This window comes from Synechococcus sp. F70.1 (assembly GCF_047502745.1).
Lineage (GTDB): Bacteria > Cyanobacteriota > Cyanobacteriia > Thermostichales > Thermostichaceae > Thermostichus.
In genome coordinates this window covers 97,518-112,545 of the sequence record NZ_JANSJL010000043.1, presented here as the reverse complement: position 1 = coordinate 112,545, position 15,028 = coordinate 97,518, and the positions used below count along the sequence as shown (strand labels likewise).

15 protein-coding genes are annotated in these 15,028 nt (G+C 60.4%); 7 read left to right on the top strand and 8 right to left on the bottom strand.

What is annotated here, in order from left to right:
• Positions 1 to 1,141 precede the first annotated feature (1,141 nt).
• Entirely contained in the window at positions 1,142 to 2,674 is a 1,533-nt protein-coding gene (locus tag NW860_RS04195; protein WP_414512580.1) for an ArnT family glycosyltransferase, read from the top strand.
• Positions 2,675 to 2,709: 35 nt separating this feature from the next.
• Entirely contained in the window at positions 2,710 to 3,606 is an 897-nt protein-coding gene (locus NW860_RS04190) for a putative CRISPR-associated protein (protein WP_414512578.1), read from the top strand.
• Here the strand turns inward: NW860_RS04190 and NW860_RS04185 are convergent.
• From NW860_RS04185 to NW860_RS04170, 4 genes are all read right to left on the bottom strand, one after another.
• Complete coding sequence (locus NW860_RS04185; protein WP_414512576.1) at positions 3,603 to 5,081, bottom strand: hypothetical protein; 1,479 nt, start codon at positions 5,079 to 5,081, stop codon at positions 3,603 to 3,605. The genes NW860_RS04190 and NW860_RS04185 overlap by 4 nt on opposite strands.
• Positions 5,082 to 5,154: 73 nt before the next feature.
• Entirely contained in the window at positions 5,155 to 5,850 is a 696-nt protein-coding gene (locus NW860_RS04180) for an alpha/beta hydrolase (protein ID WP_414512574.1), read from the bottom strand.
• A 31-nt stretch (positions 5,851 to 5,881) separates the two neighbouring features.
• Positions 5,882 to 6,895 (bottom strand): oxygen-dependent coproporphyrinogen oxidase, encoded by a 1,014-nt coding sequence (hemF, locus tag NW860_RS04175; RefSeq protein ID WP_414395202.1) that lies wholly within the window; start codon positions 6,893 to 6,895, stop codon positions 5,882 to 5,884.
• Positions 6,896 to 7,010: 115 nt separating this feature from the next.
• On the bottom strand, positions 7,011 to 7,253 hold the full coding sequence (locus NW860_RS04170; RefSeq protein ID WP_414395204.1) for a Ycf34 family protein: 243 nt from the start codon (positions 7,251 to 7,253) through the stop codon (positions 7,011 to 7,013).
• A gap of 223 nt (positions 7,254 to 7,476) precedes the next feature.
• Here NW860_RS04170 and NW860_RS04165 point away from each other — a divergent pair, with 223 nt between their 5' ends.
• The 4 genes from NW860_RS04165 (at position 7,477) to NW860_RS04150 (ending at position 10,762) form a co-directional block, all read left to right on the top strand.
• The gene (locus tag NW860_RS04165) at positions 7,477 to 7,773 is read left to right on the top strand and encodes a hypothetical protein (RefSeq protein WP_414395562.1); all 297 of its coding nucleotides are present in this window, start codon (positions 7,477 to 7,479) and stop codon (positions 7,771 to 7,773) included.
• 244 nt (positions 7,774 to 8,017) lie between these two features.
• Positions 8,018 to 8,143 carry a hypothetical protein gene (locus tag NW860_RS04160; protein ID WP_414512571.1) on the top strand — a complete coding sequence of 42 codons (126 nt, stop codon included), beginning with the start codon at positions 8,018 to 8,020 and terminating at the stop codon, positions 8,141 to 8,143.
• Between the two features lie 26 nt (positions 8,144 to 8,169).
• Positions 8,170 to 9,453 (top strand): MDR family MFS transporter, encoded by a 1,284-nt coding sequence (locus NW860_RS04155; protein ID WP_414512569.1) that lies wholly within the window; start codon positions 8,170 to 8,172, stop codon positions 9,451 to 9,453.
• A gap of 52 nt (positions 9,454 to 9,505) precedes the next feature.
• Positions 9,506 to 10,762 carry an NAD(P)/FAD-dependent oxidoreductase gene (locus NW860_RS04150; RefSeq protein WP_414405755.1) on the top strand — a complete coding sequence of 419 codons (1,257 nt, stop codon included), beginning with the start codon at positions 9,506 to 9,508 and terminating at the stop codon, positions 10,760 to 10,762.
• Here the strand turns inward: NW860_RS04150 and proC are convergent.
• The 4 genes from proC to speB form a co-directional block, all read right to left on the bottom strand.
• A complete protein-coding gene (gene proC, locus NW860_RS04145) occupies positions 10,706 to 11,509 on the bottom strand; it encodes a pyrroline-5-carboxylate reductase (RefSeq protein ID WP_414411525.1) in 804 nt (267 codons plus the stop codon). The genes NW860_RS04150 and proC overlap by 57 nt on opposite strands.
• Positions 11,510 to 11,514: 5 nt before the next feature.
• Positions 11,515 to 12,090 carry a cell division protein SepF gene (locus NW860_RS04140; RefSeq protein WP_414395564.1) on the bottom strand — a complete coding sequence of 192 codons (576 nt, stop codon included), beginning with the start codon at positions 12,088 to 12,090 and terminating at the stop codon, positions 11,515 to 11,517.
• A 346-nt stretch (positions 12,091 to 12,436) separates the two neighbouring features.
• Positions 12,437 to 13,144: a YggS family pyridoxal phosphate-dependent enzyme gene (locus NW860_RS04135; protein ID WP_414405757.1), complete on the bottom strand. Its 708-nt coding sequence runs from the start codon at positions 13,142 to 13,144 to the stop codon at positions 12,437 to 12,439.
• A 53-nt stretch (positions 13,145 to 13,197) separates the two neighbouring features.
• Positions 13,198 to 14,103, bottom strand: a complete 906-nt coding sequence (speB, locus tag NW860_RS04130) for an agmatinase (protein WP_414405758.1) — start codon at positions 14,101 to 14,103, stop codon at positions 13,198 to 13,200.
• Positions 14,104 to 14,260: 157 nt separating this feature from the next.
• Here speB and NW860_RS04125 point away from each other — a divergent pair, with 157 nt between their 5' ends.
• Positions 14,261 to 15,013 carry a DUF561 domain-containing protein gene (locus NW860_RS04125; RefSeq protein WP_414512565.1) on the top strand — a complete coding sequence of 251 codons (753 nt, stop codon included), beginning with the start codon at positions 14,261 to 14,263 and terminating at the stop codon, positions 15,011 to 15,013.
• Positions 15,014 to 15,028: the final 15 nt, after the last annotated feature.

The window sequence follows — 15,028 nt, the reverse complement described above, 5'->3', positions numbered from 1 at the left end:
GATCCTCTCCTCCCTGGCTTTGTCCTGGATCTCAGTCTAATTTGGGCATAAAAAAGCAAACTCCGCTCTCAAAATGAGCAAAACTCTGTATTGCGGAAAACGGTCAAGTATCACGCCAGCAAGCAATAATGAGGGCAAAGCCTGGGGATCCCGACGGAGGTAAGCCTATGGGGATGAGGTGTGTGGAGCAGACCCCCAGCAAGCGTGTTTATCTAAGGGGGCTTGGAGTTTTGTCGGTTAGTGCTATCTTTGCTCTCTTTTTGGTGCTGTGTCTTTGTTCCCTGACTTGGCGTTTTCTGGTAGATCGCAGCTTCACTTGCTATCGCCTTGATCAGGATATGGTCAACTGCGAAGTGGTCTTCCAGCCACTACTCTTACCAAAATGGGTCAGGTCTTAATTATAACGTAAGAGGGGCCAGAACCAAAACTGAAGTTCAAATAGACTTTGAGGGAGACAAGAGAACCTATTACTACGTCACTCTCATAACTTCTGCAGGAGAAAAGGAAGCCTGGTCAACCGCCAGCGAGAGCGAAGCCCGACAATTGGCAACAAAGATCCAATCGTTTCAGGTGAGTGCAGGGAGTCAGCTATTGGTGGACGGCAATACTCTCAACTTAGGAAGTTTGTCTGTACTTCTGATTGTGCTTTTTCTCCCAGGAATGTTATTTCTTTTAGGTCTATTGCGAACAGTTGCGCTGCCGAGATGCCGGCTGACCTTTGACCGCTCCCTAGACCAGATCTCGGAGGAGTACCTCACTCCCTTTGGGATAAGGAGGAGGAAAACTTACTCCTTCAGAGACGTGCAGCAAGTTGTGGTTGAGAGCACAACAGACTCTGATGGCGATACCTTTTTTCGGTGGAGGTGCAGTTGCAATCAGGAGAACCTTTGTTGTACCTGAGTTTTGGTACTGACGATAGCAAGGCAAGGGCGGAAGCAGAACAATTGGCCCAGCTTTTGAGGTGTCCAGTAAGGTTGCCAGAGACAACGCCTTAGGCCTAGACTAGACCCCCCTTGGTTTTTGGGGAAAGTGGGGGAGGCAAGATTTGCCAAAGCTGAGACAATGGCATCTGTCCACGCGCTCAAAGCGATCCCCTGTGCTGCCGCGGGCTGTTCTGTGGATTCTGGGGTTGAGCCTGCTTTTGCGCTGTCTGGTCGCAGCTCTGCTGCCACCGGGCTTTGACGAAGCCTACTACTACCTCTACACTCGTCATCTGGACTGGAGCTATTTTGACCATCCGCCGCTGGTGGCCTGGACAACGGGTTTGGGGCCTGTTTTGACAGGGCAGGTGTCGGCTTTTTCCATCCGACTGGGATCCCTATTGGCCTACACCGGCTCTTCTCTGTTGCTTTACCTCACCGGAGCGCGGCTCTTTTCAGTGCAGGCGGGGCTGATTAGCCTGGCAACCGTTAGCATCGCACCCATTTTCTGGATTGGGTTTGGGGTGCTAACCCTGCCGGACAGCCCGCTGACGTTGTTTACGGCGGCAACGCTGTGGGTGGCTGCCCAGGAGTTTTTTCCGTCTCCCAAACCGGGGGTCTACGGGTCGGCTCGCTACCGACCGGGACCGCGCCTGGCGCTGATTGGGCTGTTGGTGGGGCTGGCCTCTCTGGGCAAATACCACGGCCTGGCGTTGGGGTTTGGCCTGGTGCTCTTTTGCCTGCTCAGCCCAGCCCACCGCTGTGCCTTTAGATCCGGCTGGGCGCTCTTGGCGGCGCTGGGGTTCTTGGCAGCCTTTAGCCCAGTGTTGATCTGGAACGCCCAGCAGGATTGGATCTCCTTTCGCTTCCAAGGGGGGCGAGCGGTGCCGGAGACAGGCTACCGCCTGCAGGATCTGGCTCTGACGGTGCTGCAGGAAGTTTTTTATCTTTTCCCAACCTTGGGGATCCCTCTGCTGGGGCTGAGCTTGGCTGAGGGCGGGCGGCTGGGGCTAGCTCTCTTCCAGAGAAGACGCCTCGCGGATCAGGAGCTGAGGCACCTTTTAATCCTGGCCTGTGGGCTGCCGCTAGTGCTGGCTTTTACCTTGATGGGGGGCTACCGGCCCATCCTCCCCACCTGGCCGATGCCGGGGTTTTGGGTGCTGAGCTTGCTCTTGGGATCCCGCTGGGAAGGATGGCCAGGAGCAAAGCGGCTCTTGGCGGGGACGGCGGTGGCGGTGGGTCTGTTGGTGGGGGTGGGGCTAGCCCATGTGCGCTACGGGTTGCTGCAGGCGCCCGGCGGCTTGGGCCTGTGGCCAGTGGAACGGGATCCCTCCACCCAACTCATTGAAATTGAGCAGTTGCGCCGCCAGTTTCAGACGGATCCCCGCCTGACTCAGGCCCTGGAGGCAGTAGACTTCATCTTCACCAATACCTACTTCCTGAGCGGGCAGATCGGCATGGCCTTGGCACCGCTGACGGAGAAGCCCCTCACCTGCCTAGATGAAGATCTGCGGGGCTTTGCCTTTTGGTCTCAGCCGGAAGACTGGCTGGGAAAAGACGGACTGCTAGTCACCTCCACGCTGTTCCAGCCAAAAGCAGGGATCCCAGCCACCTACGGCAACTATTTTGAACACATTGAACCGGTGGCCGAGATCCCTCTGCGGCGGGCGGGTGCAGTGGCGCAGACCTTTCAGGTGTACCTGGCTCGGCAAATGCGCCAGCCCTATCCTCGTCCCTACTCCCGCCGGCGCTAAGAGCTATAGCTTTGGGCTTCATTTGCGGGGAACCCATGCAGACCATCATCATGACCGTGGGCACCTCTTTGCTCACCAACCCGGACAAAAACCTACAGCCGCCGCGGCCGTGGCTAGGGCAAAAAACCATTGGGGATCCAGAGCGGGCCTTAGCCTGGATGAGAAAGACAGACCTGGAACTGATCAGCGCCGAAACCAACACCTACTACCGGCTGGACCCCACCCCCCAGGATGCCTTGATTTTGCTTTACTCAGAAACTCCTGAAGGCCAAGAGTGTGCCCAGATTTTGAAGCTCTTTTTTGAGGAAGCCCTGGGCCAACAAGGGGTTTCCCTCTTGCCTCTCCCCGGCATCAACTACGAGCTGGAGGAATCCTCCTTGGAACGGATGGCCGAGCTGCTGAAACAGTTGGCGGAGAGCGCTAAAGGGCTCGTCACCTTCGCCGCCACTGGGGGGTTCAAAGCCCAGGCCATGGTTATGGCCGTGGTGGGCAGCCAACTGGGTATCCCAGTCTGCTACATCCACGAGCAATACAAGTCTTTGGTGTATCTGCCCCATCTGCAACCGCCAGTCCAGCCTCGGATCCCGCGGACAAGCTTGCCAGATTCTGGCCGCGATCGCGCCGAGGTCATCCAATTGCGAAGCGAGAGTAGCCACCACCGCCCTCGCAGCTGGGCCAAGGTGGAAAAGCTCCTGCGCGACCTTCCCTGGGTGGATTTGGTTCGCTACGACCCAAACGCCTACGCTGCCCCCAAAAACGGCGTCAAAGCCGCCAACCGCAAAACCGAAGATGGCCGCCACATTCTGTGGATCCATCTGCACGAGAGCCAGGACACCCATCTTGCCGTTCGGGTAGAGACCACCGGCTATACTCCCGAGCATCTAGAGCAGGCCGCTGCCGAGCTGCGGGAGCGCCTCGGTCGCCTCATTTAGCTTTTGCTCAACTGCTGGGCCACGAGTTGCACGATGGCCTGGGCCGCACCTGGTCTGCCCCCCAGCTGTTGCAATTCCCTCTGCATCTGCTGGCGTCGTTCGGGATCGGTCAACAGGGCCCGCACCTGTTCGGCTACCTGGGCTGGTCGCAAATGGCCTCGCAGCTCCGGCACCACCTCCCGTCCTGCCCAGATATTTGGCCAAGCCAGGTAACCCAGCCACCGCAGGGCAATTGTGTTGATGAGGCGGGCTATCCAAGTGCCCAGGCCAGGCAAGCGGGCCAACAGGCCAGGGATCCCGTCCCAGGCGCGCATCGCCTCCAGCTTGTTGGTGGGGATCGCCACCACCATGGGCACCCCCAGATAGGCCAGTTCAGCGGTGTTGGCTCCAACTGTAGTCAGGCAGAGGTCGCAATTGGCTAGCACAGAATAGGCGGGGAAACGAGTCCACAGTTGTACCGTGGTGCCAAAGGGAGTGACGAAGTGGGATCCCAGGTTGGTTTGCTCCAGGGTGGCGGAGGTGCCGTAGATGACGGCCATATCGGGGTTGAGCCTGGGATGGGCGTAAGCCGCCAGCGACTGAGGGGTCTGGCCAGGAGCCACGGGGATCACGAAGCGGACGTTGGGCAACAACTGGCGCAGCTCATCGGCCACCGCCAGCACCAGCGGCACTCCCAGGGAGAGCTTGGCCGGCTTGGAGCCGGGGAGCAGCCCCACCTGGTAGTGGGTGCGGTTGCGGTCGCCAAGACGTTGCCAGCCACGCGGCAGCAAGGCTTCGTCGGCAGAGGGGGGTTCCACCCTTTCCGGTGCCGTTTGCCCCGATTCCGGCTCCTCGATGGGATCGGGGAGGGGCTGGAGGAGGGTGGAAAAGCCTGCTGTCGCTTCAGGAGCAGCGCTAGAAGCCGGCGGGGGGAGAAAGCGGCTGCTGAGCCAGCCGGGAAGAGGGATCCCCGGCAAGTAGACAGCACTGGCCACTCCATCGGCCATCAGATCCCCGACCACCTGCATCTTGGCAGCCCAGCGGTGGCCCAAGAGGCGTCCCCCGTCGTAGCGGCGTTTGATCTCCTCCGTCCGCACCGCAAAAACGTCTACCCAGGGTCGCCAGCGAGGCCGACGCTCCGCATACACCACCAGACGGTAGCGCAGACGGCGGGCAATCCAGAGCGCAAAAAACTGATCCCCTCCTAGAAACAGCACCACCCCCCGCTTGGCCCAGTCCCAGGCTTCTTCGGTCTGACCCGTGAGCAAAAAAGCTAGAAAAAAATCGGGATCCTGAACCCGATCGACCTGGATAAATTCCTCTGCTATCTTCACCTCTTGCCCAGAGGCGTGCGGACAAGGAGAGAGCACCAGGGAAAGACGCGCCTGGGGCAGTTGCTGGCGCAACTCTAGGACAACTGGCCGCACCCAGGTGAGCAGCTCGCCGGGGCCGTTGGAGAGGATGAGGATGTCGTAGGGAGGCTGGCCGCCGTTCACTGAGAGCCTCAGGGGGCAGAAACTTTGCCGCTATTGTAGGGGATCTCAACAGCTCCCAGCCCTTGCCCAGGGTTCAACTCCAAGGAGGGCCACCGTTTTTGTCCAGCTGACTTTGCAACCACCCTTGGATATCCCGCAAACTTTCTGGGGAAACCTCGTGGCCCATTTCGTACTCCCGATAGGTCAAGCGCAGGGGCAGCAAGGCAAAGTAGTCGCGGATCTGGCGGCCAAAAGCCACAGGCAAAACGGTATCGGCGGTGCCGTGAACCACGAGGACGCTCAAGTGTTGCATCCGGGCTGGCTCCACCGCCTCGGCTAGGATCTCCGGTGAAAGGCGACCGCTTATGGCCACTACGCCAGCCAGCTTCTCCGGCCGGGTTAGAGCCAGATATAGGCTCATGATCGCCCCCTGGCTAAACCCCAGCAAATAGACCCGGGCCGGATCCAGAGAAATGTCGGCCATCCCCTGGGACAGAACCTGCTCCAGAAAGTGGCTGACAAGCTCCCGGCTGCGGCGGGCTTGCTCGGGATCCCCCACCAGCCCTTCCGGCGTCCAGGCCATTTCAAACCAGGCAAAGCCACCCGCTCCCCAGGGAAGCGGCGCCCTTAGGCTAATCACCGCTAGGCGGGGATCCAAGTAAGGGGCCAACTCGAGGAGATCCCCCTCATGGCTGCCGATCCCGTGCAGCATCACCAACACAGGAGCAGATCCCGGCCCGGCCTGGCGGGGCGGTTGAAAGCGGTAGACAAGGGGCAGAGGGGAAGACAACGCGATCCTCAAAAATTGAGACCAGTACCGCCTAGGCCCAATCCCGAGGCTGGCGCAGCACTTCGTAGAGCTGGGCTTCCCAGCTATCGGGCGGCGGCTCGTAGCCGTATTCCCAGCGCACCAATGGCGGCAACGACATCAGGATCGACTCGGTACGACCTTGGGTCTGGAGACCAAAGACCGTGCCCCGGTCGTAGACGAGGTTAAACTCCACATAGCGCCCGCGCCGGTAGAGTTGGAACTGTCGCTCCCGTTCCCCCCATTCCATCCCCTGCCGCCGCTCCACAATCGGCACATAGGCAGGCAAGAACGCCTCGGCACAGGCTTGCACCAGCTCAAAGAGATGCTCCCAACTGCGGGATCCCACCCGCGCCTGGAGTGGCAGCGGCTCAGCCACAAGCTGTTCGGGATCCGCCTCTGCCTCACCCTCAGGGCGGTAGAGCAGCCCGGGCCGGTCGTCTTGATAGTCAAAGAAAATGCCGCCAACGCCGCGGGCCTCGCCCCGATGGGGCAAGAAGAAGTAGCGGTCGCACCAGATCTTGAAAGTTGGGTAGTAGACCGGATCCAGACGGTCGCAGGCCGCTTTGGCGGTGCGGTGAAAATGAGCCGCATCCTCCTCAAACAAGTAGTAGGGGGTGAGATCCATGCCGCCGCCAAACCACCAAACCGGCCCCGCCTCGAAATAGCGGTAGTTGAGGTGAACCGTCGGCACATAGGGGTTGCGGGGATGCAACACCATGGAGGTGCCAGTGGCGTAAAAGGGATGCCCCGCTGCCTCGGGGCGATGTTTCAAAATCGAAGGGGGCAGCTGGGAGCCAAATACCTCGGAAAAATTGACCCCTCCTTGCTCGAACACGCCTCCTTGCTGGATGACCCGCGAGCGACCGCCTCCCCCTCCAGGGCGTTCCCAGCTGTCTTCCCGAAACTTGGCTTTGCCGTCCAGCGCTTCCAGACGAGCACAGATCTCGTCCTGGAGATGCCGCATAAACTGGCCTACCCGTTGACGAGCATCCGTTGGTGGTGCTGTCGGGCTTGCAGTTAGCATCGTAGTCTTCCCAATCTCTCGAAATAAACGAACTAAGGCTTTTGCCTGCAGCAGACCTAAGTCTCAAGCCCCCAGGCGCGGAGAACCCTTTTGGCATCTAGGCCATCTCTAGATTTTAAGTGGGAACGACCTCGTGGGGGCGGAGCCTTGCCCACTTGTTCCGCTCCTCGCGAAAGCTCTGGCAGGCCACCACATCCCACTCCATCTCAGTGCCGCCGTTGCGGATGTTGACGTTGATCTGGGGCCCTTGCGGCTCAAAATCTGGCGTCAGGGTGAGGTGGGGCTGTTGGTGCTGCGCTTCCACGGCGTGATAGGTGGTGCAGCGATCCACGTAGTAGCAGTGAATACAAATACACATGGCTGCTGCCTACCAGAAAGCGTCTGCGATCTCGACGATAGCATCCTGTCTTCGGGAAGACGGAGGATCCGGCTTGCTCAGCCGATTCTTGAGACATTTCTTAGGAAAGAGAGGCGTCTCCCCTTCTCTCGTCTAAAATCTCAAGATACTCATATCCACCCGTGAGGCTAAGGCTTGGTTTCCGGTCAGGATCAAGCTAGCCAGGCTATCCCGAGGAATTGCCATGAACACCCACACCCGCTACCGCTTTATCTGTACCCTCTCCTTTGGGGATATCTACGGCCAGATCATTGTTTGGCTAATCGTGATTTTTGCTGGCCTGGGCGCCGCCCTCTCTCTGATGAATAGCCCTCTCTACGCCTTCCTCACCATCGCGTTGATCTTGGTCATCTCCCTGCCTTTTCTGCTCTTTGCCTTCGTGACAACATTGCTCAACCACATCGAGTTTGTGGCTGTTCCTCCTGAGGAAGAAGAGGAAGAGCGCGCTGTGGCAGCCAAGTCGCCAGTGGCTGTCAGGTAACAGCCAGTTGGATCCTCTCCTGCTGGCCCACGGATGCTAGGGGTTGGCAAGCCGCCTTGCTGGCCGGCGGGTCTTGGTTCTCAATGCTTGTTTAATTTTTGCTACAGTTTGTTGCAGCCAGCCCTCCAAGCCCTGGCCCCCAAGGTCTGTCTCGGTGCCGATGGGTGGGCCGACCAAAAGAAAAAGCGAGCCGGCGGGGTTTAGGTCGAGAGAGGGCTGCCAGCCAGTTTGGGAAAGCAGGTGTTTGGTGGTGACGAAGGCAATGGAAAATAACCTGGCTCAGCTCGACTACCGGCTGTGCCGGCTGGCGCGGCTGCTCCTGCCTGCTGCACTGGATTCTGGCGTCAGCGACTGGGATCCCCTAGGCTAGGTAACCTGTCTCCCGTTGCCTCCCCTATGCGGATCCCTTACTGGTGGCCACAGCTCGGTTTTCAGGTCTGGCTGATCTTTATCGGTCGGCTGATTTCCCAAACCGGAACCGGTTTTACTCTGTTCTACACTACCCTCTTTTTCGTCAATCAGGTAGGGCTGACGGCCACTCAGGTAGGTTTGGGTCTAGGCATGATGGCCTTTGCTGGCGTGCTTGGCCGCCTTCTCGGGGGATCCATGGCAGACGGAGCTTGGGGCCGCCGCTCCACTTTGATCCTCTCGCTGGCCATTTCCGCTCTGGGCTCCTTTGGCTTTGCCCTTTCCCATGGCTTCTGGAGCTTTGCCCTGGCCAACCTGGCGGCAGGGTTCGGGCAGGGCCTCTATTGGCCGCCGGTGGAGGCAGTGGTAGCGGATCTAACCACGCGCGAGCAGCGCAACGAAGCCTATGCCCTAAACCGCCTGGGGGATAACTTGGGCCTGAGCCTTGGCGCCGCCATGGCCAGCGTCCTGGTAGCTCTGACGAAGAACTACCGCCTCCTGTTTGTTATCGACGGCCTCACGTACTTGGCCTTTCTAGCCCTACTCTGGCTTTGCGTTCAGGAAACTCGAGTAGCTCAGCCGGCGGCAGAGCCTCTGTTGGCAGGCTGGAAAGTTGCCCTGCGGGATCGCCCCCTATGGGTGTTCGCCCTGGCCAACATTTTCTTCACCACCTACATTGCCCAACTCAGCAGCAGCTTGCCCCTTTACTTGCGCAAGGGAGCTGGGATCCCTGAGGTGCAGATTGGCCCGTTGTTTGCCCTGCACGGGGCCATCGTTGCCCTGCTGCAGATACCGGTGGCCCGCTGGCTGAACCGCCTCACCCGCATCCAGGGTTTACAGGGATCCGCCCTGATGTGGGGCCTGGGATTTGGGTTGGTTTGGCTCAGCGGCCCAGCAGCACAGTTGGGAGCGATGCCGGCTATAGGGATGGCGGCCTTGGCCTTGGCGGTGCTCTCCTTGGCCTTGGCGAGCTACAACCCCTCAGCTTCGGCGCTGGTGGCAGATTTGGCCCCAGAGCATCTGCGGGGGGTTTATCTATCGATCAACTCCCTCTGCTGGGCAGCAGGCTTTGCCGTTGGGCCGCTCATTGGGGGAGTGGCTCTGGATCTGCCACCTCCTTGGGCAGGTGGGCTGTGGCTCTTTTGGGTGGCCAGCGTCGGCCTGGTTTGGGGCATCCTTAGCTTTTTGGACAGCATCCTACCCCGCAGAGTCAATGCGGCAACGGTCTTTCCGCCAAAAGCGGCTGTTCCCCTGCACAACGCAGAGCCCTGAGGCTGGATCCCGGTCGGTTTGTTAAGCTAATGTTACCTTCAACCCTCAAAGCATGCGTCGCATTTGCATCCTTGGGGGCGGCTTTGGCGGGCTGTATACAGCCCTGGAGCTCATCCGCCGGCCTTGGCCGGAGCCGCCGCAGATTACCCTGGTGGATCGTCAGGAGCGCTTTGTTTTTGCTCCTTTGCTCTACGAGTTGCTCACCGGCGAGATGGAGGAGTGGGAGGTGGCCCCCCGTTTCCAGGATCTGCTGCCGGAAGGGGTAGCGTTTCGCCGCGGCGCGGTGCAGTCGGTTGACCTCCAAGACCGCTGCGTCTTCCTGGCAGAGGGGCAGACCTTGGAGTACGACGCCCTGGTGCTGGCGCTGGGAGGGGAAACTCCCCTGCAGGGCGTGCCGGGAGCAGCGGAGTTTGCCTTTCCCTTCCGCACCCTAGCCGATGCCCAACGGCTGCGGGCCCACTTGCAGGCCCTAGAAGCGCGGGATCCGGCTCAGGCCATTTACCTAGCTATTGTGGGGGCAGGGGCCAGCGGCGTAGAGCTAGCCTGCAAATTGGCTGACCGGCTGGGATCGCGCGGCCAGATCCGTCTTATTGAGGTGGGATCCCAGATTTTGCCGGGTTTTGCTCCCTCAAGCCGGAAGGCAGCCCAGGCGGCGCTGGCCCAACGGCGGGTGCAGGTGGAGCTGCAGACCAAGGTACTTGGGATCGAGGCTACGGGAGAAAACGGCGCTCCTCCCTTTCGTCTGCAGCGGCAGCGCCTGGCAACTCAGGAGATGGCTGTTGACTTGGTCGATGCTGTGCTTTGGACAGTCGGCACCCAACCAGCGGCGGCCATTGCTAACTTGGATTTGCCCAAGAACGAGCGGGGCCGCCTGCAGGTCCTGCCCACTCTCCAAACGCCCACCTTTCCCGAAGTATTTGCCCTGGGCGACGGAGCAGCGGTGGTGGATGCCACAGGACAGCCCGTACCTGCAACTGCCCAGGCAGCTTTCCAAGAAGCGGGCTACTGCGCTTGGAACCTGTGGGCTCTGCTCACCCAGGAGCGGCCGCTGTTGCCGTTTCGCTACTTTTCGCTGGGGGAGATGCTCAGCCTAGGGGCGGATACGGCAGTAGTCTCGGCCTTGGGCGGCCTTACCCTAACCGGCCCCCTGGGCTACCTAGCGCGGCGAGTTGCCTACCTCTTCCGCCTGCCCACTCTAGAGCACCAGCTCAGGGTGGGGTGGAGCTGGATGACCCGCCCGCTGTGGCAGGCGCTAGGATCCCTGGAGCTGACGGGAGCGCTCGTAGGCCGCCCGCACCGCCTGCATTAGGGCCCCTCGCACCCCTGCCTGTTCCAGGACTTGGAGGCCGGCAATGGTGGTGCCGCCGGGGCTAGTGACCTGGTCTTTGAGCAGGGCGGGGTGCAGCTGCTCCTGCTGCAGGAGGGCAGCAGTGCCTGCCAGGGTCTGCACCGCCAGTTGGGTGGCGATGGGGCGCGGTAGGCCCACCCCTACGCCGCCGTCGATGAGCGCTTCCAGGATCACTGCCAAATACCCTGGCCCCGATCCTGACAGGGCGGTTACCGCATCCATCTGGCTCTCCGGCACCGTCACCACCTGGCCTACAGCCCGAAACAACCTTTCCACCAGATCCCTTTGCTGAGGCGTCACCCCTGGCCCGTAGCAGATAGCCGTGATCCCTGCCCCCACCAGTGCCGGTGTGTTGGGCATGGTGCGCACCACCTTTTGCCGGGGAAAAGCCTGCTGCAACTGCTGCAAAGGGATCCCGGCCATGATAGAAATGACCAACTCTGTGGCCGCCGGCTGCCCTATCTCTGCCACTACCTGCGGAAAGACCTGGGGCTTGACGGCCAAAAATAAAATCTCGGCCTCCCCCGCCTCCGAGGGATCGGCCAATAGACGAATGCCAAGCTCTTGCTGGAGAGCGGTGGCCCTGTCCTTATCGACCTCCCGCAGCGCCATCTGCTTTGGAGAATAAACCCCTGCCGCCACCCAACGGCGCAGCAGGGCAGATCCCATAGCTCCGCCCCCAATGACACTCAGCAGCGGTTGCTCCATCGCAGCTACTGCTGGCCTACCGCCTGCAGGTGCTCATAGCCGCTGGGCCAGAGAGGGGTAGGGCCTTGCAAAGGGCGCTGCAGCGGCTGCATAACTTGGCTACTGGGGGTGGAGATGGTGACGGTGCTGGGGGTGAATAAAAAAATATTCTCCCCAATACGCTCCTGATGGCCGTCAATAGCGTAGGTGCCGCCGGCAACAAAGTCCACCGAACGCTGCGCCTCGGCGGGATCCATCAGGCTTAAGTTCATGATCACCGTTTTGCGCTCGCGCAGGTATTGGATAACCTGGGCCATTTCATCAAAGCTGCGCGGCTCCAGCACCACTACTTCATTGGTCGGCTGGCTGACGCCAGGCAATCCAATCACCTTGCTCCCCATACCACTCCCTCCTGAGCGCTCCCGAGGAGGCTGACTGCGCCGATGGCCACGCGACTCTTCCCGATGGACAGGCCCTTCGCCAGCTTCTACTGAGCGCTGCCGCCGTCCCCGCCAGGGGTGCTCTACCTCCTCCTCACTAGAGGTGGCCGATGCAGAACGGTGTCTTTCGTAGAGAAGTTGGTAGTCGTCCTGCCCCTCCATCTCCGATTCAGAGTACTCCTCCAGGTTATCCGCGGGATCATTTAAGCCCACAAAGTCCTTTACCCTGCTCCAGATTCCACTGACATTCATCCCTTGCATCCTCACTACCTACCCTACATCTACAGCAAGCTCGGCGTTTAGACCCGCGATCTTGGGCAGAGGCCCAAGCTAGGAAACGTCCTTCATATTCTCTTTCAAGAGACTGAGGAGGCCTTTGGGCAAGAAGCTGCCAACGCCAGCCAAGTAACGCAGGCCTCCCCCTCCAAAGAGCCCTGCAGAGCAATCCTGGAGGGGCACAGCTTCAGAAAAATTTAATCACAACTCAAGGGCTTCATAAAGTTTGCATCTACCGACGCTCGGCATTGGCAAACAGAGCGCGTCCCAGCCGAATCAAGTTGGAGCCTGCCGCCACTGCCAGCAGGTAGTCGTCAGACATCCCCATCGAGAGGGTGCGTAGCTGCAGGCGCTCGTAGCCGCTTTGCCGAATGGACTCAGCAAGCTCAGCTAGTTTACGAAACAGTTCCAAGGCGGCCTCTGAGCTAAGGCCGAGCGGCAGAATGGTCATCAGGCCCACAATTTCCACCTGCAGCAGCTGATTGAGCTGAGGCAGGCTCTGCAGCAGGTCGGGGACAAGCCAGCCGAATTTGTTGGGATCCGGTGCCAATTTCACTTGCAGGCAAAGCTTGGGGGTGAGGTGGAGCTCCCCCGCTTTTTGGTCAATCAGCTTGGCCAGGCGCAGGCTGTCGACGCTGTCAATCCAGGCAAATTGCTTGAGGGCTGGCTTTACTTTATTGGTCTGGAGGTGTCCAATCAGGTGCCAGACAATGTCGGTCAAATCCTGCAGCTGCGCCTGTTTGACGGCTGCCTCTTGCACCCGACTCTCGCCGAAGTGGCGGATCCCGGCTCGATAGGCGGCGCGGATGTGGTTGACGCTGTAGCCCTTGCTCACCGCCATGATCTCCACCTGCTCTGGGATCTGGGCTCGGACAGCCTGAATGCGGCTGTGGATGAGCTCCTCGTCAACTAGGGGCGGCGGCAAAGAAGGCGAGGACATGGCTGGGGGCATTAGGAAGCTGGCAACACCGAGCGTCCAGTCTTTAGGGGAGCTTAACCCAAAGCGGCGGCTAGGATCTGATAGGCCAGCTTGGCGACGGTAAAAGCGCTGCGGCGATCGGTTTCCCGCTCCCCGGTAACGGCCAGCTCCACCACGTCGGCGCCGACAATCTGCCGCTGCTGCCCCAGCGCCCGGATCAGCTCCACGGTTTCCCACCAGCTCAGCCCACCGGGCTCAGGGGTGCCGGTGGCCGGCACGACCGCGGGATCGAGGCCGTCTACATCCACCGTCAGGTAAACCTGGGCTCCCAGCGTGGCAATCACCTCTGGGATCCACTCCTGAGCTGGCTTGCTGTGCAAGCTGTGGGCAAAGAAGGTGTGCAGGCGGTACTTGCGGATGGCCTGGCGGTCTTCGGCGCAGATAGAACGGATCCCCACCTGGGTAAGGCGGCTGCCCACTTGCTCGACTACCCGAGCCATGGCCGAGGCGTGGGAGTAGCGGGATCCCTCGTAGCTATCTCTAAGGTCGCAGTGGGCGTCGATCTGCAGCACGTGCAGCTCGGGGTAATGCACCAAGTGGGCAGCAATCAAGGGGCCAGTGATGGAGTGCTCGCCGCCAATGGAGAGCAAAAACCGCCCCGGCCTAACCCACTCGGCAGCGCGGCGCTGAATTTCGGCCATGGCCAGCTCGTGGGTATCCAGCCCCTCGAACTCTACCGGCGGCGCCGTCCAGTAGCGGGAGATCTCTTCGCGGCAGTCGGGGCGGAGGGCCGGCTGGCAGTCCCTCACCTCGTCGTAGATCTCCACGTAGGCCGAAGCCTCTAGGAGCGCTTGGGGGCCCTTGGCGGTGCCTTTTCCGTAGGAGGTGGTGGCCTCGTAGGGGACAGGCAAGAGAATGGCATGGGCTACCTCTGGATCCGACTCGGTCAGGCCCAGAAAAGGCAGGGGGGAGCGATACATAGCAAAAGTACAAGAAGGGATTCCTATTGTATTGAAGGGAAAGATCCCTTGTGAGATGGAGGCAAAACCCCTACACTGGTATTGCCGCGGCTAAACAGCGGCCCCTTGGCTTTCCCTCTCCATTCTGTCTCGTTGAATAAGCTGACCTGACACTTCTATGACCCCTGCCTCTCAAGCTGCTCTTTTTAACGCTCTTGCCCAGCGCCGTGCCCTCAAGATCATCAGCGGCCTGCAGAACTTTGACCTGGAGTCCGTGCTGAAAATTGCCCGTGCTGCCCAGCAGGGAGGGGCCACCTGGGTAGATATTGCTGCCAGTCCCGAGTTGGTGCAGGCGGTGCGGGCTCAAGTAGATCTGCCCATCTGCGTGTCGGCAGTGAATCCGCAGCAGTTGGCTGTTGCGGTGCAAGCAGGGGCTGACATGGCCGAAATTGGCAACTACGACAGCTTTTACCCCTCAGGCCGCGTCTTCTCCGCAGAAGAGGTTTTGGAGCTCACTCGCCAAACCCGCTCCCTCCTGCCGCGCACCCTCCTATCGGTAACCGTTCCCCACACGCTGCCTTTGGATCAGCAGGCGGAGCTGGCGGAGAAACTGGAAGACCTGGGGGCTGACTTCATCCAAACCGAGGGCAGCACCAGCGCTAAGCCGCGCCATAGCGGATCCCTGGGCCTCATTGAGAAAGCTGCCCCCACCCTAGCTGCCACCTATGAGATTAGCCGAGTAGTTTCCGTGCCGGTCATCTGCGCCTCCGGCCTCTCGACGGTAACGGTACCTCTAGCCATCGCTGCTGGGGCCTCGGCGGTGGGGGTGGGCAAAGCTGTCAGCCGCCTCCAGGACGAGGTAGCCATGGTGGCCCAGGTGCGGGCGCTCAAGGAGACTCTGGCTGGCGCGCGGGTGCCGGCGCTGGTTTGACATTGGCTGGGAAAG

Excerpts from the sequence above, each read along its gene's own strand:
- NW860_RS04135 (WP_414405757.1), bottom strand. The coding sequence starts at position 13,144 with ATGTCCTCGCCTTCTTTGCCGCCGCCCCTAGTTGACGAGGAGCTCATC.
- NW860_RS04190 (WP_414512578.1), top strand. The coding sequence starts at position 2,710 with ATGCAGACCATCATCATGACCGTGGGCACCTCTTTGCTCACCAACCCG.
- NW860_RS04140 (WP_414395564.1), bottom strand. The coding sequence starts at position 12,090 with ATGGAGGGGCAGGACGACTACCAACTTCTCTACGAAAGACACCGTTCT.
- proC (WP_414411525.1), bottom strand. The coding sequence starts at position 11,509 with ATGGAGCAACCGCTGCTGAGTGTCATTGGGGGCGGAGCTATGGGATCT.
- NW860_RS04150 (WP_414405755.1), top strand. The coding sequence starts at position 9,506 with ATGCGTCGCATTTGCATCCTTGGGGGCGGCTTTGGCGGGCTGTATACA.
- NW860_RS04125 (WP_414512565.1), top strand. The coding sequence starts at position 14,261 with ATGACCCCTGCCTCTCAAGCTGCTCTTTTTAACGCTCTTGCCCAGCGC.
- hemF (WP_414395202.1), bottom strand. The coding sequence starts at position 6,895 with ATGCTAACTGCAAGCCCGACAGCACCACCAACGGATGCTCGTCAACGG.
- NW860_RS04155 (WP_414512569.1), top strand. The coding sequence starts at position 8,170 with ATGCGGATCCCTTACTGGTGGCCACAGCTCGGTTTTCAGGTCTGGCTG.
- NW860_RS04165 (WP_414395562.1), top strand. The coding sequence starts at position 7,477 with ATGAACACCCACACCCGCTACCGCTTTATCTGTACCCTCTCCTTTGGG.
- speB (WP_414405758.1), bottom strand. The coding sequence starts at position 14,103 with ATGTATCGCTCCCCCCTGCCTTTTCTGGGCCTGACCGAGTCGGATCCA.
- NW860_RS04170 (WP_414395204.1), bottom strand. The coding sequence starts at position 7,253 with ATGTGTATTTGTATTCACTGCTACTACGTGGATCGCTGCACCACCTAT.